Raw genomic sequence first — 16,857 nt, forward strand, 5'->3', positions numbered from 1 at the left:
AGCCTCAGCCAGCCACCCGGGCCGCAGCCACGCGGTCGATCGGTCGCAGTGGATCGAACAGCACCCCGAGCCCCACACGCACGAGCACTGCGTGCGCTGCGAGGCAGATCACGATGACGAACGCCGTGAGCACGATCGGCCAGGCGACCTGGACCGCCGGCGTCGCGACCCAGCCCGCTCCGCGCAGCGCGCCATCGATCAGGGCGAGCGGGATCATGTGGATCACGTAGATCGGCAGCGTGCGCTGACCCACCCACCGCAGCGGCCGGGCGATCACCCCCACACCGCGGTCGAGCATCGCGCACCCGGCGACGCCGAAGGCGACTGCGACGACCGCGACCAGAGGCCAGACGCCCGGCCACTGCCGCATTCCGAGCACTCCGACAGCGCCGACTGTCGCAACATATGTCATTCCGAGCATGAGAGTGTGAAGAGGGCCGGATGCCGCGGCGAAGCGCTCGATCATCGGGCGCAGCCGAAGACCGGCGAGGAAGAAGAGGAGGTTCTGCACCAGCTGCCAGAGGTTCCCGAGGTCGGGGATGACGCCCGCCGCCGCAACCGCAGCCATCACGAACGCGACCGGTAGCACCACGGCGGTCGGCACGTGCCGCACCAGGCGGGCGATGAGCAGATACACCGCGAGGGCGAGCAGGTACCAGAGGTTCGTCGGACTGATCGTGAGCTGCGCGAGCAGCTGCCATCCGTTCTCCGCCCTGGCCGTGTCGAAGTCGGGAGTGAGGGCGAGCACGAACGTCTGGATCACGACCCAGATGACGTAGACCCCGGCCAGTCGACCCGCGCGGCGACGCCACGAGACTCCGACCGGAGCGTTCACGGCTCGACCGGCGAACATCCCCGAGATCAGGAAGAACAGCGGCATCCGCAGCGGCAGCAACTGCGCGTTGAGCGTCGCCCAGGCGTCGGTGACCGGCCCCGCTCCCTCGACCTCGATCGCGTGCTTGGTGACCACGTGCCACAGCACCACGAGGATGATGCACACGCCCTTCGCGACATCGGGCCAGCCGACGCGTGCCGTCACCGTCCTGGAACCTCGGCGGCACGCACGAGGCGCGACACCAGGTCGACGTACGACACGTCGGCGGCGGCGAACATCCGGGGCACCTGGGATGCCGCGGTCAGACCTGGCATCGTGTTGACCTCGTTCAGCACTGGCCCCGCGGCGGTGAGGAAGAAGTCCATCCTCGCGACGCCGGCGCAGTCCAGAGCGTCGAACATGGTCAGCGCCGCGCGCGTGAGTGAGGTCGTCTCGGCTGCCGATAGCTGCGCGGGCACGGTGAACCGCGCACTGCCGTCGTACTTCATGGCGGTGTCGAACAGCCCTGCCGCATGTATCTCCAGCGGCGGCGCCGCCCATCGCACCCCGCCGGCCTCGCGGATGACCGCGACGTCGATCTCCCTCCCGTGCACGACCTCTTCGACGAGGATGCGCCGATCGAACCGCGCCGCCTCCCGCAGCGCCGCTCCGAGCTCGCCCTCCTCCCGCACGAGCGAGACTCCGTAGCTCGACCCTGCCGACACCGGCTTCACGACCGCAGGGCCGTCGAACTCGGCATCCCCGCAGTCAGCTGCATCGACGACCCGCCCCTTCGCCGTACGCAGCCCCGCCGCCTGCGCGACGAGCTTCGTCGCCCACTTGTCCATGCCGATCGCGCCAGCTCGCGGACCGGATCCGACCGATCGCACGCCCGCGAGAGCGCACAGCGCGGCCAGCACACCGTCCTCCCCCAGCGCTCCATGCACCGCGGGGAATACGACGTCCGCTGCGGCTATGAGCGGCATCGCGAGACTCAGGGATTCGGCGGCGGTGGCACCCTCCGAGACGCCCGCCACCTCCCAGACGCCCTCGCGCGAGATCGTCGCCGTGCTGACCTCGTATCCCCCGACCCGCAGCGCCTCGGCGACTGCGGCTGCCGACGCGAGCGAGACCTCGTGCTCAGCGTTCTGCCCTCCTCCGATCACCAGCACGCTCACGCGATCGCCCTCTCGACCCGCGCACCGATGCCCGTGACGATGGTGTGAGGGATGCTCCCCGCCCATCTCGCCCACTCCTGCACGCTCGGCACCGCCCCACCCTCCGGGCCGAACACGACGGCTGTCGCGCCTCTGAGCACACTCAGATCACCCGTGTCCACGACGATCTGGTCCATCGACACACGCCCGACGACCGCGCAGCGGATGCCGTCGATCGCCACACCCGAGCCGGGCGCCAGCTCGCGCGGGATACCGTCGGCATAACCGACGCCGATCACGCTCAGGCGGGTCCTGCGCTCGGTCACGTACACGCCGCCGTACCCGACGGGGGTTCCCGCAGGCACGACGCTGCTGTGCACGACCGCTGCCGTCAACCGCGCCGCGCCCCGCAACGACACGGTCTCGGACGGGTCGATGCCGACGAGACCGGCGCCGACGCGCACCATGTCGAAGTGCGTCGCCGGATCCGTCAGGGTGCCCGACGTCGCCGCGAGGTGCACGATCAGCGGGCCGAATCCGGCACGCAGCGCGGCATCCCTCGCCTGTCTCATCCGCAGCACCGCCGGGGCGTTGATCGCGGGGTCAGCCGCGTCGGCGCCGGGCAGATGCCCCATCACCCCGACCACCTCGATGCGACCTCGTCCCGAGCGGGCGACCCGCAGCAGCTCCGCCCACTCCTCGACCGGCGCACCGCCTCGCGACATCCCCGTATCCATCTGCAGATGCACGCGCACGCGTGCGTGCGGCAGCGACGACGCGTCGGCGATCAGCTGCCGCAGTTCGTCGACGGAGCCGACGGCGATGTCGACGCGATCCGCGACGACCTGCGCGACGTCGACACCCGACGGATTCAGCCACGCGAGGATCGGCACCTCGATGCCCGCATCGCGCAGCTCGGCGGCATCCCCTGCGTCCGTCAGCCCCAGCCACTCGGCCCCGGCGCCGACAGCCGAGAGGGCGACGCTGACGGCTCCGAGACCGTATCCGTCGGCTTTCACGACCGCCATGATGCGGGCATCGGTGGCCGACCGCATCCGCTCGACGTTCGCCGCAATCGCATCGGGAAGCGTGTGCAGGGTCGGGGCGTGCATGCGCGAGAGCGTGAGGCGCGGGGTCGTGAGCGCGTTCGTCATCGCTGGGTCCTCGGGTCGGCAGTCGGATCGTCATACATCAGCGGGCAGCCGTTCGCCACGGCCGCCGGCCGCAGTTCGAAGTGCCACCGCTCGTTCGCATAGATCTGGCAGAGGCCGAACTCGTCGCCTCGTTGCGCCAGCCAGTCCTGCGCGGTGAGCGGACCGAGGTCCACCGCATCCCCCGACACGTGCTCCGAGTTCTCGGGAGTGGCGACCCAGCGTGCCGCCTCCTCTTCTGATCCGTATTCGGCGACCGCATCCTGCCGGAGCACCTGCTGGTACTCGGCCGACCTCCACCCGCTGTTCACGTGCATGCGCACGCCGTCACGTTCGGCAGCGGTGGCGGCGGCACGCACGGCGGCGAGCAGATCGGAGTCGAGGTTCGTGACCGCAGGCGTCTCGTCGAACACCGAGACGGCGCCCTCCTCGCGGATCAGCCCGTCGGCCTCGGTGAGAGATGCAGGCGAGACGGTCGGCGGGACGGATGCCGATGCCAGCGACTGCCGGCCGATCAGCACGACCGAGCCCGTGATGGCCGCGGCGAGCAGAGCGACACCGATGATCGCGGTGAGGCGTCGCTGTCTGAGGGCAGTGCGTGTGTTCATGTCCTCAGTCAAGAAGGGCGCCTGTTGCGACGGCGTATGCGCTTTTGCATACGCTCCCGATATGTCCGGGTGCGTAAGCTCTGAGCACATGGGAGCTGTGTCGTGAGGGTGCTGATCGTCGAGGACGAGCCCTACCTCGCAGAGGCCGTGCGCGACGGTCTGCGGCTCGAAGCGATCGCCGCAGACATCGCCGGCGACGGAGACACGGCACTCGAGCTGTTGAGCATCAACTCCTACGACCTCGCCGTGCTCGACCGAGACATCCCAGGCCCCTCGGGCGATGACGTCGCCCGCTCGATCGTGGCCTCGGGCAGCGGCATCCCGATCCTCATGCTCACTGCGGCCGATCGTCTCGACGACAAGGCGACGGGGTTCGAGATCGGTGCCGACGACTACCTCACCAAGCCGTTCGAGCTGCGCGAGCTCGTGCTGCGACTGCGTGCCCTCGACCGCCGACGGCAGCGCGTGCGTCCGCCCGTGCTCGAGGTGGCGGGCCTGCGGCTCGACCCTTTCCGTCGCGAGGTCTTCCGCGACGGCAGATACGTCGCCCTCACCCGCAAGCAGTTCGCCGTTCTCGAGGTGCTCATCGACGCGGCCGGCGGAGTCGTCAGCGCCGAGCAGCTGCTCGAACGCGCGTGGGACGAGAACGCAGACCCGTTCACGAACGCCGTGCGCATCACCGTCTCGTCGCTGCGCAAACGTCTGGGCGAGCCCTGGCTGATCCTCACGGTGCCGGGCGTCGGCTACCGCATCGGGACGGATGCCGATGGCTGACCCGAACCGCCCGAAGCGCCGCCGTGGCATGAGCGCCCGCTGGAAGCTCACCCTGAGCTACGCCGGCGTCGTGGTGGTGTCGGGCATCGGGCTGCTCGCCGCGGTCGCCATGTACCTGCTGAGGTACGTGCCGGATATCCAGATCATCAACGACGTGTTCGTGCCGAACCGCAGCGACCTGATCCGCGCCTTCATCCCCGCTGCGGTCGTGATGATGCTCGTGCTCCTCGCTCTCGGGCTGGGCGGCGGCTGGCTCATCGCCGGGCGGATGCTGGCGCCGCTCGACCGCATCGGCAAAGCCGCACAGCTCGCGGCTCAAGGGTCGCTGTCGCACCGCGTCGCTCTCGAGGGGCCGCGCGATGAGTTCCGCGACCTGGCCGACGTGTTCGACTCGATGCTCGAACAGCTCGAGGCGCACCTCGCCGAACAGCAGCGGTTCGCCGCCAACGCCTCGCACGAGCTGCGCACCCCGCTCGCGATCTCGCAGACCATGCTCGAAGTCGCCCGAAACGACCCCGGCCGAGACGTCGACGCGCTGATCGACCCGCTGCACGAGGTCAACACGCGGGCGATCGAGCTGACCGAAGCGCTGCTGATGCTCAGCCGCGCCGAGCGCCGCTCATTCACGCGCGAGCCGATCGACCTCTCACTGCTCGCCGAGGAATCCGCCGAGACACTGCTTCCGCTCGCCGAGCGCCGCGGCGTGACGATCGACGTCGGCGGCGACACGGCGAACGTGCTCGGGTCGCCGGCGCTTCTCCAGCAGCTGATCACCAACCTCGTGCACAACGCGATCGTGCACAATCGGGCCGCCGATGGCACCGTCGTCGTGCGGACGCACACGCTGCCGCACGCCGTGGCGCTCGTGGTCGAGAACACCGGCGACGTGCTGCCTGCCCACCTCGTGGCGACGCTCGCCGAGCCCTTCCAGCGAGGCGCCGACCGCACCCGCAGCGACGATCACGGAGGCGTCGGCCTGGGCCTCGCGATCGTGCAGCGCATCGCGCAGGCGCATGACGGGTCGCTCGTCCTCACGGCTCGCCAGGGCGGCGGGTTGAACGTGACGGTGTGGCTGCCGCATCCGTACCCCGGGCCGCTCGCCTGAGGGCGGCTTCCCCGAGCCCGTCCGCACACCTGCGGCCGACTGCCCGAGCCCGTCCGCATACCTGCGGCCGACTGCCCGAGCTGTCCGCATACCTGGATGCTCCGATCACAGATGCATGCCCGGAAAACCTGTTCTCGGCATCCGTGATCTCGCCCCGCACCCGTGCGACGCGGTCGGCGCGGCCGATCGAGGAGGCGGCCCGGTCGAGTCCGCGCCGAATGCAGGGCCGAAGCACGGATGCAGGACCAGAAACCGTGTTCCGGCCCTGCACCCGTGCTCTCATCCTGCAAACGGTCCGGCTCGGATGAACTGGTCCGCATACCTGGATGCTCCGATCACAGATGCATGCCCGGAAAACCTGTTCTCGGCATGCATCCGTGATCTCGGCATGCAGACGTGATCCCGGGATGCAGACGTGCACGCCCGCCGGAGGTCAGGCGACCTGGTCGCCCCGGAGTGCTGCGAGCTCGCGGCCGTACGTGCGAGCATCCGTTTCGGCGTTCTCCTTGAGCTCGCGGGCGGTGTCGGCGAAGGCGTCGAGCGCCGGGTTCACACCCACGAGCGTGAAGGGCCGCTCGACGATGCGCAGGTCGAGGCCCCAGACGTCCTCGAGCACGCGGCGCAGCCATCCGGTGGAGTGGTCCCAGCCCTCCTTGGGGGTTCCGGGGGCGTAGTTGCCGCCGAGCACGGTGACGAGGGTCGCGGGCTTGCCACGGAGCGCGGTGCCCTGGGGGTCGATGCGCGGATCGGTGTAGGCCAGGTCGAACCAGGTCTTGAAGTGCTGCGAGACGCCGTAGTTGTAGAGCGGCACGGCGAACAGCAGCGCGTCGCCGGCGATCAGCTCGTCGGCGAACGAGGTGGCGAGGGCACGCGCTGCGCGCTGGGCGTCGGTGCGCTGCGCCTCGTCGACGAAGCCGCCGGTCACGGCATCCGCCCAGGCCGTCGCGGGCACGGGGTCGGCGGCGAGGTCGCGACGCGTGACCGTGGAGTCCGGGTGAGATGCCGTCCACTCGGCTTCGACGAGGTCGGCGAGCGAACGGCTGGCGGACGACGCAGGAAGGATGCTGGCATCCAGGCGGAACAGGGACATGGGGAGTACCTTTCGTTTTTCGTAGTCACTCTGTTTTTCTTAGCGACTCGCGTTAACGTAGCACAGGTATGATGGGCGCATGGCCGAGATCGACGAAGAGCGTCACGTCTGCGACGCCGCCGTCACACTGGCCTTCAGCGTGCTCGGCAAACGCTGGAACGGCATGATCGTCTCGTCACTGGGCGGCGGTCCTTCGACGTTCGTCGCGCTGCGACGCGGAGTGTCCGGCATCAGCGACACCGTGCTCTCCGACCGCCTGGCCGAACTCGCCGAGGCAGGACTCGTCGCACGCGCAGTCGACGCCGGCCCTCCGGTCGCGGTCTCCTACGCCCTCACTGACAGCGGCCGCGGGCTGCTGCCCATCCTCGATCAGCTCGGCACCTGGGCGTCCGAGAACCTCGAGATCCGCGCGCACTGAGCGTCGGCTCTCCCCCTCACCAGGGGCTGGGCTGATTCCGCCCATCAGGCTGGCCGACTACCGGCTGGCTGACCAGGCCGCCCCGTTCAGCCAGCCATCCGGGGAATCGTCAGCCAGACCGCCACGAACAGCACCTCGGTCAGCAGAGCCGGGCGCCCGCATCTCCACCTGGCTGGCCGATCCCCGGCTGGCTGACCGGCGAGGCGCGTTCAGCCAGCCATCCGGGGAATCGTCAGCCAAGTCGCCGAATGCCGGACGCCGCAGACCGGACGTCGGGGACCAGTCGCCGCAGACCGGACGTCGGAGACCAGTCGCCGCAGACCGGACGTCGGGGACCGGATGCCGGATGCCGAATGCCGGATAGCTCTCGGGCAGGGCTCACCAGGGGCTGGGCTCGTAGTCCTTCAGGAAGACGCCGTGGATGTCATCGCCGGCCTCGCCGCGCACGATCGGGTCGTACACGCGCGCGGCTCCGTCGACGAGGTCGAGCGGGGCATGGAAGCCCTCCTCGGCCAGTCGCACCTTCGTGTAGTGCGGGCGCTCGTCGGTGATCCAGCCGGTGTCGACGGCGGTCATCAGGATGCCGTCGGTCTCGAGCATCTCGCCCGCACTGGTGCGCGTGAGCATGTTGAGCGCGGCCTTCGCCATGTTCGTATGCGGGTGCCCGGGGCCCTTGTACCGTCGCGAGAACTGGCCCTCCATCGCCGAGACGTTGACCACGTACTTGCGGTGCGCACCGGATGCCGCCATCGAGGCGCGCAGGCGACTGATCAGCAGGAACGGCGCGGTCGTATTGGCGAGCTGCACCTCGAGCATCTCGAGCGGGTCTACCTGATCGACGGACTGCACCCAGCTGTTCGAGCGGTTCACGTCGGGCACGAGGCCGCCCGCATCGATCGCGGTGCCGTCTGCGTGCTTCTCGAGCGACGACGACCCCGGGGCCATCGCAAGACGTGCCAAGTCTTCAGCAGTGAGCGCCTGGCCGCCCTGCTCCGCGACCGTGCCGCCGAGGGCAGCGACCGACAGCAGCGGATGCGAATCGACCGAGGCCTGCAGCGCCTGCGGATGCGGGTCGACCGTGTGCCCGAACGTCTCCATCTCGGGCAGCGGACCGTCTGGGAGCGGCTGAAGCTCGGCATCCGCCAGCAGTGAATAGGAGCCCGGCGAGCGGCGCACGGTCTGCGCGGCGTTGTTGATCAGGATGTCGAGCGGACCCTGAGCGGCGACCGAATCGGCAAGGCCGATGACCTGAGCAGGGTCACGCAGGTCGATGCCGACAACACGCAGTCGGTGCAACCAGTCGCCCGAGTCGGGAAGGGCGGAGAACCGGCGGACCGCGTCCCTCGGGAAGCGCGTCGTGATCGTGGTGTGCGCGCCGTCGCGCAGCAGCCGCAGCGCGATGTGCATGCCGATCTTGGCGCGACCGCCGGTGAGCAGCGCGCGCTTGCCGGTGAGGTCGGTGCGAGCGTTGCGCTTGCCGTGGCTGAAGCGCGCGCAGTCCGGGCAGAGCTGGTGATAGAACGCGTCGACCACCGTGTAGGGCTGCTTGCAGATGTAGCAGTTGCGGGGCTTGAGCAGCTCGCCCGCGATCGGGGCGTCGACGACGCTGGTCGCCAGGTCGTGGCCGCGGGTCTCGTCGTCGATGCGGTCGGGGGCTCCGGTCGCGGTGCGGGCGACGACGGCCTTGTCGGCGTCGGCGATCGCATCGCGGATCTCTTTGCGACGCACGCGCTTGACGGCCTTGAACATCGCCGCCGTCGCGTGGCGGACGGCTACGAAGTCAGGGTGCTCGTTGTCGATCTGGTGCAGTTCCGAGAGGACACGCAGCGTGGTGGCCAGGTCTTCGGGGTCGATGCCGGGTCCGAGGTCGGGTGCAGCGTCGGAGGGAGCATCGGTCATTGTGCCGATTTTACGCGAATGCTCGGGGTGTCTTCCTGAGAGCGCGGGCGGGGCGCCAGGGCTCGACCTCCACAACTCCGGAGACGCGTGCACCACCGGGTTCGCGCTCCCCGGAACGGCGCACATCGGGGAACGAGAGCCACGTGGATCTCCGGAGTTGTGGAGAGGTGCCTGGATCCGATCAGTGTCCGGCTGCGCCGACCACCACGAACTCGCCGGGCACGATGTCGAGGGTCGCCTCGGCCGAGACTTCTCCGGTGTGGAGATCGACCGCGAGGATGCGGTTCTCCGCGGGCTCCGTCACGTAGGCGATGTCGCCCACGACACGGAGGCCCGGGTGCGGCTGCTGCCACTCTTCGGGGCTCTCCCACGGCTCGATCACGTCCCACGAATCGACGAACGCACCGGCCTCGTCGAGCACGTTCACCGTGCCGTCCGACGCGAGCACGATGATGTTGTCGTGGCCGTCGCGGCCGACGCCGCGCCAGGTGTACTCGACCCCTTCGGGCAGGTCGACCACAGAAAGCTCCTGCGCATCGGTGTCGACGAGGGCGAGCTGCGAGAGCAGGTATCCCTCCTGGTCGGGATCCGACTTGTAGTCGAGCGCGGCGATCGCGCTCGTGTCGGTCACGTAGGCGTTGCCCGAGCGACCGAAGTCGTCGGGGGCGTCGAGCTTGGTGAAGGCTCCGTCTGCGAACACGAGCACGCCGTCTTCACAGCCGAAGACGATGGTCTCACCCTTCAGGGCTCCCTCTCCGTGCACACCGGGGCACTGCTCGTTGCGGGCGAGTTCCGATCCGTCGCCGGCGAGCAGGCGCACACCGCTGCGCGATTCCGACGTGCCGATGGTCGACAGCAGCGTGCCGTCGGAGAGCTCGATCGCGACGCCGTGGTGAGCGGCCTCCGACTCGACCGTCTGCGATTCGGGCACGGTTCCGGTGCCGACCGCGTCGGTGTCGAAGAGGGTCACGTCTCCGGTGCCGTCATCGAACAGGGCCGTGCGTCCGGCGTGCGGGGTCGCATGGCCTGGGGTGACGGCATCGAACACCTCACCGGTGAACTCCACAGTGTCGGAGGCGAGGCCGGTGTCGAGCACGTGGAAGCCGTCGGCGGCCGTGACGAAGACATGTCCGTCGTGGTCGCCGGCGGGGTTGACGCGCAGGAATCCGTCGAGCTCGGCCGTGTCGACCGTCTCGAGAGTCTCGCCGTCGAGCACGACGATGCCGCCGTCGTAGGCGATCGCGACGCGGGTGTCCCCCTCGTGCGACGTGGACGATTCCGGTTCTCCGGATGCCGACGGCGCGGCGGTCGCGCATCCGGCGAGCGCGACCGCGGCGATGGCGGTGATCGCGCCGGCCGCGAGGCGGCTGCGGGCAGGTCGATGCATGGGGTTTCTCCTTCTTATGGGTGGGTGCGCGGAAGGCGCGTGACGGCGGTTGCCGTCGAAGAATGTGCGGGCGGCTCAGCCGACGAGCTGGATGCGATGGGGGTCGAGTCCCTCGAGGGTGCGGGTGACCGCGCCGTCGGCGTGGTCGATCTCGTGCACCGCTCCTGCCGCCGGGTCGGAGACATAGGCGTGGCGGGCGTCGACGAGGAGCTGCACCCGATCTCGCAGGGTGGGGTCGGAGAGGGATGCGGCGAGCAGGGGCGCTGTGCGGGCGAGCTCGGAGCCGTCCTCGGTGAGCACGCGCACGGTGCCGTCTGTCGCGATCACGACCGTGTGGCTGTCGTCGTCGCCGATCGCCGCGGCGCGGAGCAGCGGGGGGTCAGTGGGGAGCAGCATCCATTCGCGGGCTCGGGAATCGAGCAGCCAGGCGCCCTGGTCTCCCGCGACGCCGGCGAGGTCGGGACGGTCGGCACGGCCGGAGAGGTCGCGCGCCGAGGGGGTGACGGCCGGGTACGGGATGAGCTCCGCGGCGAGCGCACCGCCGACTTCGCGGGTGACGAGCAAGGCGCCGGTCTCGCAGGCGAAGACGGCGCCGACGCGGGTGATGTCGGCATCCGTCGCCGTCGAGCAGGGCGCGGTGATGCCGGTCGCGGTCCCTTCCGCGTCGAGGATCTCGATCGTCTCGTCGGTGGCGGCGAGGAGGTGCCCGGAGAAAGGCAGCACGGGGCCGGCCGGGTCGACGGGGAGGGTGAGTCGAGGCGCGTCGTCGAGATCGGCGAGCTTCTCGTGGTCGATGAGGGCGACGTCGCCGCCGAAGCGGATGGCGGTCGCACTGTCACCCACTCGGATGTCGGCAGGACCCTCTCCGTCGATGGTTCCGAGCACCCCCGCGTCGCCGAGGAAGGAGTGCGAGTGGTCGCCGTGCGGCACCGTCCAGCGGCCGGAGTCGATGATGTCGACGGCGGTGGCCTCTCCCTCGACATGGGTCACGTGGGCGAAGCGGCCGACGCCGAGAACGGCATCCGCATCCGCGTCCGCCTCTACGAGCGTCGAGCGTTCTTCGGTCTCGAGGTCGAGCAGGGTGAGGTCTCCGTTCGCGTCGGCGACGAGGAGTGCGAGCGCCGGCGATGCGACCTCGGCCGCTCCCCCGCCGTCGACCCCGTCGTTCGGCGGAATGCTCGCGCTCGATGCAGGTGCCGGGGCATCGGATGCTGCGCACGAGGTCACCGTCAGGGTGGCCGCGAGCAGGGAAGCGAACAGCAGAGTGCGGCCGGTGCGAGGAGAGGGGGTCACAGGACCTCACTTTATTGATAACGATTCTCAGTATCAAGTCGGGGCCATTTCGAGTCATCCTCATGTCGGTCCGACACCGTTCGTGTGCGCCGGTTCGGTGGCACATGCTTCCCTCGGCCGGGGGCTCGGAATCCGGCCGATGCAGGCGCATCCGGCCGACCGAGGCGCACAGACGGCGACTCCGCACGACCCCGCCAGCCCTCGCCCGAACGTCGGACCCCCGGCGTAGGGTCTGAACATGAGCAGCCACACCGCAGCCCCAGGAGTCGTCCCGTCCTACCTGCTCGCGCGTCTCGCCGAGTCGGGTCGCTACCCCCGTGCCGCCGCGGCCGCGCGGCAGACGCTGACGGCGGGCAGACCGCCGTTCCGGGCACGCCTCGACCTCTCGATCGATGAGAACGGAGACCTGGTCGCCGAGTTGTCCGACGCTCCGAATCGCACGATCAGCGACGCCGCCAACACACAGACCCTCCCCGGTGCGATCGTGCGCAGCGAAGACGACGGGCCCGTCGCCGACGCCTCGGTCAATGAGGCGTTCGACGGCCTCGGGGCCACGTTCGAGATGCTGCTCTCCGCCTTCGGGCGCAACTCGCTCAACGACGCCGGCGCCCCGCTCGACGCGACCGTGCACTACGGCATCGACTACGACAACGCCTTCTGGGACGGCGAGCGCATGGTCTTCGGCGACGGAGACGGGGAAGTCTTCGTCGGCTTCACCTCGTCGACCACCGTCATCGGGCACGAGCTCGCGCACGGTGTCGTGCAATACACCGCCAACCTCGAGTATCAGGGCCAGCCCGGCGCGCTGAACGAGTCGATCGCCGACGTGTTCGGCGCTCTCACCGAGCAGTATCTGCTCGAGCAGACCGCAGCCGATGCGACCTGGCTCATCGGGGCCGAGATCTTCACAGAGGCCGTGCAGGGCAGCGCGCTGCGGTCCATGATCGAGCCCGGCACCGCCTATGACGACGACGAACTCGGCAAAGATCCGCAGCCGGCGCACATGCGTGACTTCGTCCGCACGACCGAAGACAACGGCGGGGTGCACATCAACTCCGGCATCCCCAACCGCGCGTTCGCCCTCTTCGCGATCGACCTCGGCGGCAACGCATGGGAGACCGCGGGAACCGTGTGGTACCGGGCACTCACCGGCGGCCTGTCGAGCACCGCCACCTTCACGGAGTTCGCCGACGCGACCGTCGCCGCGGCATCCGCCATCGACGACGACACGGCCGCAGCCGCTCGACGTGCGTGGGCGACCGTGGGAGTCTATGAAGATGAGCGAGTCCCCCGCACCGACTGACCCGCAGGTCGTCATCGCGGTGGTGCGCACGGGCGGCATCGCCGGCATCCGTCGCAAGTGGCGGGTCGAGCCCGATCCCGCCGAGACGCATCACTGGATCGCGATGATCGACAGCTGCCCGTGGGATGCCGACAGCGACACCGATCCGGGCGCAGACCGCTTCGTCTGGTTGATCAGAGTGCGCACGCCCTCGGAGGAGCGCGAACGGGAGCTTCCTGACTCCGCACTCGACGGTCCGTGGCGAGAACTCGTCGACGCCGTTCGCGAGGCCTCGGCCTGAACCGATCAATCCGGTGTGAATCCGGCCGCCCGGGTGCGGGGCAGGTCGAGAATGGGACGCATGGGACTTTTCCAGCAGCGCACCGACGAAGAAGAGAACCAGTGGACTCTGCCCTCCGAGCCGCTGGAACGGTCGGAGTCCGAGGTGCTCGACGAGGTGCCGGCCATCGACCCGCTGTCGATCGGCCTGGGGCTCGGCGCCGGTGTGTCGGTCAGTTCCGTGGTCTTCCCTGTGGCACCGCCGGCGGCCGCGCCGTCGTCGATCGAGGATCGCGAACCGCAAGACCGCGACGACTGACCTCCGCGGGTCAGGGGTCAGCCCGCGAGCTGCGGGGAGAAGTCGACTCGCGTCCGAGGAAGCGCCTCGGGGTGCTCCCGCTGCAGCCAGCTGATCATCTTCTCCCGCACCTCACAGCGCAGAGTCCACTGATCACCCGAGTCCTTGGCCGACATCACCAGACGCACGGTGACATATCCGCCCTGAGCCTCCGTCACTGCAGCATCCGACGAACGACCGTCCCACACCGATGACGCTTCGACGACGCGCTGGAACTCCTGGCGCAGCTCGTCCATCGGCACGCGCCAGTCGAGGTCCAGATAGACCGTGCCGAGGATCTTGTCGGACTTCCTGGTCCAGGTCTCGATCGGCGTGGTCGTGAAGTAGCTGCACGGGACCACGAGCCGTCGTTCGTCCCAGATGTAGACCACGACGTACGAGAGGTTGATCTCGCCGACGCGCCCCCACTCCCCCTCGATGACGACGACGTCACCGACCTTGATGGCATCGGTGAACGCCACCTGCACACCGGCGATCAGGTTGCCCAGAATCGATTGCGCGGCAAGGCCCGCGATGATGCTGACGATGCCGGCGGACGCGAGAAGGCTCGTGCCGACCGCACGCATCTCGGGGAACGTGAACAGCACGGTGCCCAACGCGAGGACCGCGATCGTCACCAGCACGAGGCGATGGATGACGAGAAGCTGCGTGCGCCGACGGCGTGCTTCCGGACCGACGAGCACGGCCTCTTCGCGGTCGATCAGCCTTTCGAAGCCGAACGAGACCGAGGCGGCGAGAAGCCATGAACCGGTCAGGATCGTGGCGATCAGGAAGATCCTCGAGACCGCAGTCCACCAGGGCTGCTCCGCGGGTTCGGTGACGGACGCGGCGATCCAGATCGCGACCACCGCCGCCGTCGCGATCATCGCGTTGCGCACCCGACGGGCGAGATCACGCACCCACGGCACGCGCCGGCTGATCAGGCCGGCGACCAGAGCAAGCAGAGTGAGGGCGGCTGCGGCGACGACGATCGCGGTGCCGATCGCCACCGCGCTGCCGATCCAGGAATCCCATGTGAAGTCGGAAGGCATCCGACCACACTATGTCGAGGCCGGGCAGTGCGCGAAAGACGCAGGCCAGCATGCGGTGTCGCCGGGCGCGGCTACGGTTGAGGAATGACGATCACCGCCGCCGCAGACGGCTCCGCCCTGGGCAACCCCGGCCCCAACGGCTGGGCCTGGTACATCGACGACGACAACTGGGCCGCGGGCGGTTCCCCGCACGGCACGAACAATCAGGGTGAGCTGCGGGCCGTGCTCGAGCTGCTGCTGGCGACGGCGGGCATCTCCGAGAAGCTGATGATCGAGTGCGACAGTCGCTATGTGATCGATTCGGTGACCAAGTGGATGCCGGGGTGGAAGCGCAAGGGCTGGCGCAAGTCCGACGGCGGGCCGGTGCTCAATCGCGACCTGCTCGAGGGCATCGACGAGGCCATCCGCGGGCGCGACGTGGAGTTCTCGTGGGTCAAGGGCCACGCCGGCCACCCGCTGAACGAAGCTGCCGACGAGCGCGCGAACGCGGCGGCCAAGGCCTACCAGGCGAAGCAGGAGCCGCGCCGTGGGCCCGGCTTCACCCTGGCGACGGATGCCGGAGCCGCCGTCGCAGCATCCGCGCCGATCGCCGCGGCCGCAGGGCGATCGGACGCGGCAGGCACTCCGACCGACGACGACACCGCGTGGGCTGACGCCGTCGAGGCGGATGCCGCGTCGATCGCGTCGGCCGACTCCGGAGCCGATCCGTGGGGCGCCGCATCGCAGGGCGCAGGCGCCGCATCGACATCCGGCACGTCGTCTATCGCCGCCGTCTCGGTCGCCGAGCCGCTCTGGGCTGAGGCGGCAGATCTGTTCGACGGTCTCGACGATGAGCCTGCGATCGACCCGGTCGAGCTGACGATCTCGCTGACGGGTGCCGAGCACGCCCGCCTCGTCGACCGCGCCACGGCGCAGGGGATCTCTCTCGAGGAGGCGCTCCGCCGTCTGATCTGACGGCGGGAGGCGCTGCCCGCGAGTGCCTGCCTCTCGACCGAACCAGCGGCTCAGCCGAGACGCTCGGGTCGGGCACCGAGGCCGACGAAGCGGCCGGTCAGGCGAGTCAGTGCGGGATGTCGACGCAGCATCCGCAGCGGCAGGGGCAGCCGCGCTCCCGGTCGTGTCGTCGACAGCAGCGGCCTCTGCAGTGCGCGCTGCACTGTCTGCGTCACGATGACCGGCCAGGCGCGGCGGCGCTGGACGCGCCGCAGATAGGCGAGTTCGGGCACGCCCCTTTCGAGCGCCGGTCCGAGGATGCGGGCGGCCGCGACCGCATCCTGAATCGCGAGGTTGATCCCCACCCCACCCGCGGGCGACATCGCGTGCGCGGAGTCGCCGATGCACAGCAGGCCGTCGAGATACCAGCGACGCAGCCTTTCAAGCCGCACCCGCAGCAGATGCACATCATCGGCGACGAGCTCGGTGGCGAGCCGACCGAGGCGGGGCGAGATCGAACGGATGCGCTCCTTCATGCGGGTGAGGTCGTCGTCCGATCCCGTCCAGGTCCCGGCGGGAATGACATGCGCGATCTGGAAGAACTCCTCCCGATCGATGGTGATGAGCATTCCGGCGCCGGCCTGCACGAACGGGTAGGTCTCGTCGCCGTTCTTCGGCAACCGGAACCAGAGCACGTCCATGGCCGCTGCGACTCCCGACGGCGTGAGCCCTGCCGCGGCGCGCACGACCGAGTCGCGCCCCGACGCGTCGACGACGAGTCGCGCCCGGATGTCGAGCGAGCCGTCGGCGCCCGTCGCGACGACGCCGTCGATGCGCCCGCCGTCATGAGTGATCCTGTCGACGCGAGTCGACCGCAGCAGATGGAACCCGGGGTATCTGCCGGCCTCAGCGGCAAGCAGGTCGAGGAAGTCCCATTGCGGCATGAACGACATCACCTTTCGAGCCGTCGGCAGGTGCGAGAAGTCGGCGAGGGCGAGTTCGGTGCCGTGCCAGCTGAGCATGACCCGCTGCATGTCGGCGTGCGGCTTCGCAAGGAACTCGTCGAGCAGGCCGAGCTCGCCCAGCAGCTGCTGGGTCGAGGGGTGGATCGTGTCGCCGCGGAAGTCGCGCAGGAAGTCGGCGTGCTTCTCGACCACGATGACATCACGCCCCTGACGGGCGAGCAGCAGACCGAGCATGAGCCCGGCGGGGCCGCCGCCCACGATGACGCAGTCGGTGTCGATTCGCGTGTTCATGAGTCGAGCTTCGACCGAACAG

The 16,857-nt window shown here is 69.5% G+C and carries 17 protein-coding genes; 7 read left to right on the forward strand and 10 right to left on the reverse strand.

Going from position 1 to position 16,857, the window contains the following annotated elements:
* Nucleotides 1–4: 4 nt before the first annotated feature.
* The 4 genes from ACIP5T_RS09905 to ACIP5T_RS09920 are packed head-to-tail and all read right to left on the reverse strand — an operon-like array spanning nucleotide 5 to nucleotide 3,730.
* Nucleotides 5–1,039, reverse strand: coding sequence for an acyltransferase family protein (locus ACIP5T_RS09905; RefSeq protein ID WP_400862727.1), 1,035 nt, complete (start codon nucleotides 1,037–1,039; stop codon nucleotides 5–7).
* Nucleotides 1,036–1,992 carry a D-alanine--D-alanine ligase gene (locus tag ACIP5T_RS09910; protein WP_400862729.1) on the reverse strand — a complete coding sequence of 319 codons (957 nt, stop codon included), beginning with the start codon at nucleotides 1,990–1,992 and terminating at the stop codon, nucleotides 1,036–1,038. The genes ACIP5T_RS09905 and ACIP5T_RS09910 overlap by 4 nt, the downstream gene beginning before the upstream one ends.
* A complete protein-coding gene (alr, locus tag ACIP5T_RS09915) occupies nucleotides 1,989–3,125 on the reverse strand; it encodes an alanine racemase (RefSeq protein WP_400862730.1) in 1,137 nt (378 codons plus the stop codon). The genes ACIP5T_RS09910 and alr overlap by 4 nt, the downstream gene beginning before the upstream one ends.
* A complete protein-coding gene (locus ACIP5T_RS09920) occupies nucleotides 3,122–3,730 on the reverse strand; it encodes a M15 family metallopeptidase (protein WP_400862731.1) in 609 nt (202 codons plus the stop codon). The genes alr and ACIP5T_RS09920 overlap by 4 nt, the downstream gene beginning before the upstream one ends.
* Nucleotides 3,731–3,832: 102 nt before the next feature.
* On the opposite strand from ACIP5T_RS09920, the gene ACIP5T_RS09925 reads away from it, so the two are divergent.
* Both ACIP5T_RS09925 and ACIP5T_RS09930 read left to right on the forward strand, forming a co-directional pair.
* A complete protein-coding gene (locus tag ACIP5T_RS09925) occupies nucleotides 3,833–4,504 on the forward strand; it encodes a response regulator transcription factor (protein ID WP_400862733.1) in 672 nt (223 codons plus the stop codon).
* 28 nt (nucleotides 4,505–4,532) lie between these two features.
* Nucleotides 4,533–5,609, forward strand: coding sequence for a sensor histidine kinase (locus ACIP5T_RS09930; RefSeq protein ID WP_400864703.1), 1,077 nt, complete (start codon nucleotides 4,533–4,535; stop codon nucleotides 5,607–5,609).
* Nucleotides 5,610–6,042: 433 nt separating this feature from the next.
* Here the strand turns inward: ACIP5T_RS09930 and ACIP5T_RS09935 are convergent, their stop codons facing one another.
* Nucleotides 6,043–6,699 (reverse strand): FMN-dependent NADH-azoreductase, encoded by a 657-nt coding sequence (locus tag ACIP5T_RS09935; protein WP_400862734.1) that lies wholly within the window; start codon nucleotides 6,697–6,699, stop codon nucleotides 6,043–6,045.
* A 79-nt stretch (nucleotides 6,700–6,778) separates the two neighbouring features.
* On the opposite strand from ACIP5T_RS09935, the gene ACIP5T_RS09940 reads away from it, so the two are divergent.
* Nucleotides 6,779–7,117, forward strand: a complete 339-nt coding sequence (locus tag ACIP5T_RS09940; RefSeq protein ID WP_400862736.1) for a winged helix-turn-helix transcriptional regulator — start codon at nucleotides 6,779–6,781, stop codon at nucleotides 7,115–7,117.
* A gap of 378 nt (nucleotides 7,118–7,495) precedes the next feature.
* On the opposite strand, the gene ACIP5T_RS09945 is transcribed toward ACIP5T_RS09940, so the two are convergent.
* The 3 genes from ACIP5T_RS09945 to ACIP5T_RS09955 all read right to left on the reverse strand — a co-directional run bounded on the left by ACIP5T_RS09945 (nucleotide 7,496) and on the right by ACIP5T_RS09955 (nucleotide 11,696).
* Nucleotides 7,496–9,016 carry an SDR family NAD(P)-dependent oxidoreductase gene (locus ACIP5T_RS09945; RefSeq protein ID WP_400862738.1) on the reverse strand — a complete coding sequence of 507 codons (1,521 nt, stop codon included), beginning with the start codon at nucleotides 9,014–9,016 and terminating at the stop codon, nucleotides 7,496–7,498.
* 181 nt (nucleotides 9,017–9,197) lie between these two features.
* A complete protein-coding gene (locus tag ACIP5T_RS09950) occupies nucleotides 9,198–10,403 on the reverse strand; it encodes a hypothetical protein (protein WP_400862740.1) in 1,206 nt (401 codons plus the stop codon).
* 75 nt (nucleotides 10,404–10,478) lie between these two features.
* On the reverse strand, nucleotides 10,479–11,696 hold the full coding sequence (locus ACIP5T_RS09955; RefSeq protein ID WP_400862742.1) for a hypothetical protein: 1,218 nt from the start codon (nucleotides 11,694–11,696) through the stop codon (nucleotides 10,479–10,481).
* Between the two features lie 238 nt (nucleotides 11,697–11,934).
* Between ACIP5T_RS09955 and ACIP5T_RS09960 the strand changes: the two genes are divergently transcribed.
* The 3 genes from ACIP5T_RS09960 to ACIP5T_RS09970 are packed head-to-tail and all read left to right on the forward strand — an operon-like array spanning nucleotide 11,935 to nucleotide 13,576.
* Nucleotides 11,935–12,999 carry a M4 family metallopeptidase gene (locus ACIP5T_RS09960; protein ID WP_400862744.1) on the forward strand — a complete coding sequence of 355 codons (1,065 nt, stop codon included), beginning with the start codon at nucleotides 11,935–11,937 and terminating at the stop codon, nucleotides 12,997–12,999.
* Nucleotides 12,974–13,279, forward strand: coding sequence for a protealysin inhibitor emfourin (locus ACIP5T_RS09965; RefSeq protein ID WP_400862745.1), 306 nt, complete (start codon nucleotides 12,974–12,976; stop codon nucleotides 13,277–13,279). Before ACIP5T_RS09960 ends, ACIP5T_RS09965 begins: the two co-directional genes overlap by 26 nt.
* Before the next feature lie 60 nt (nucleotides 13,280–13,339).
* Nucleotides 13,340–13,576: a hypothetical protein gene (locus tag ACIP5T_RS09970; RefSeq protein ID WP_400862747.1), complete on the forward strand. Its 237-nt coding sequence runs from the start codon at nucleotides 13,340–13,342 to the stop codon at nucleotides 13,574–13,576.
* A gap of 17 nt (nucleotides 13,577–13,593) precedes the next feature.
* Here the strand turns inward: ACIP5T_RS09970 and ACIP5T_RS09975 are convergent, their stop codons facing one another.
* Nucleotides 13,594–14,646 carry a mechanosensitive ion channel family protein gene (locus ACIP5T_RS09975; protein ID WP_400862749.1) on the reverse strand — a complete coding sequence of 351 codons (1,053 nt, stop codon included), beginning with the start codon at nucleotides 14,644–14,646 and terminating at the stop codon, nucleotides 13,594–13,596.
* An 84-nt stretch (nucleotides 14,647–14,730) separates the two neighbouring features.
* On the opposite strand from ACIP5T_RS09975, the gene ACIP5T_RS09980 reads away from it, so the two are divergent.
* Entirely contained in the window at nucleotides 14,731–15,600 is an 870-nt protein-coding gene (locus ACIP5T_RS09980) for a ribonuclease H (protein ID WP_400862750.1), read from the forward strand.
* Nucleotides 15,601–15,650: 50 nt separating this feature from the next.
* Here the strand turns inward: ACIP5T_RS09980 and ACIP5T_RS09985 are convergent, their stop codons facing one another.
* A complete protein-coding gene (locus ACIP5T_RS09985) occupies nucleotides 15,651–16,835 on the reverse strand; it encodes an FAD-dependent oxidoreductase (RefSeq protein ID WP_400862752.1) in 1,185 nt (394 codons plus the stop codon).
* Nucleotides 16,836–16,857: the final 22 nt, after the last annotated feature.

The organism is Microbacterium sp. NPDC088619 (assembly GCF_044752825.1).
GTDB lineage: Bacteria > Actinomycetota > Actinomycetes > Actinomycetales > Microbacteriaceae > Microbacterium.

Bases quoted from the DNA above. Each gene is read 5' to 3' on its own strand.
- alr (WP_400862730.1), bottom strand. From the start codon at position 3,125: ATGACGAACGCGCTCACGACCCCGCGCCTCACGCTCTCGCGCATGCAC.
- ACIP5T_RS09920 (WP_400862731.1), bottom strand. From the start codon at position 3,730: ATGAACACACGCACTGCCCTCAGACAGCGACGCCTCACCGCGATCATC.
- ACIP5T_RS09930 (WP_400864703.1), top strand. From the start codon at position 4,533: ATGAGCGCCCGCTGGAAGCTCACCCTGAGCTACGCCGGCGTCGTGGTG.
- ACIP5T_RS09935 (WP_400862734.1), bottom strand. From the start codon at position 6,699: ATGTCCCTGTTCCGCCTGGATGCCAGCATCCTTCCTGCGTCGTCCGCC.
- ACIP5T_RS09940 (WP_400862736.1), top strand. From the start codon at position 6,779: ATGGCCGAGATCGACGAAGAGCGTCACGTCTGCGACGCCGCCGTCACA.
- ACIP5T_RS09945 (WP_400862738.1), bottom strand. From the start codon at position 9,016: ATGACCGATGCTCCCTCCGACGCTGCACCCGACCTCGGACCCGGCATC.
- ACIP5T_RS09950 (WP_400862740.1), bottom strand. From the start codon at position 10,403: ATGCATCGACCTGCCCGCAGCCGCCTCGCGGCCGGCGCGATCACCGCC.
- ACIP5T_RS09960 (WP_400862744.1), top strand. From the start codon at position 11,935: ATGAGCAGCCACACCGCAGCCCCAGGAGTCGTCCCGTCCTACCTGCTC.
- ACIP5T_RS09965 (WP_400862745.1), top strand. From the start codon at position 12,974: ATGAGCGAGTCCCCCGCACCGACTGACCCGCAGGTCGTCATCGCGGTG.
- ACIP5T_RS09970 (WP_400862747.1), top strand. From the start codon at position 13,340: ATGGGACTTTTCCAGCAGCGCACCGACGAAGAAGAGAACCAGTGGACT.
- ACIP5T_RS09975 (WP_400862749.1), bottom strand. From the start codon at position 14,646: ATGCCTTCCGACTTCACATGGGATTCCTGGATCGGCAGCGCGGTGGCG.
- ACIP5T_RS09980 (WP_400862750.1), top strand. From the start codon at position 14,731: ATGACGATCACCGCCGCCGCAGACGGCTCCGCCCTGGGCAACCCCGGC.
- ACIP5T_RS09985 (WP_400862752.1), bottom strand. From the start codon at position 16,835: ATGAACACGCGAATCGACACCGACTGCGTCATCGTGGGCGGCGGCCCC.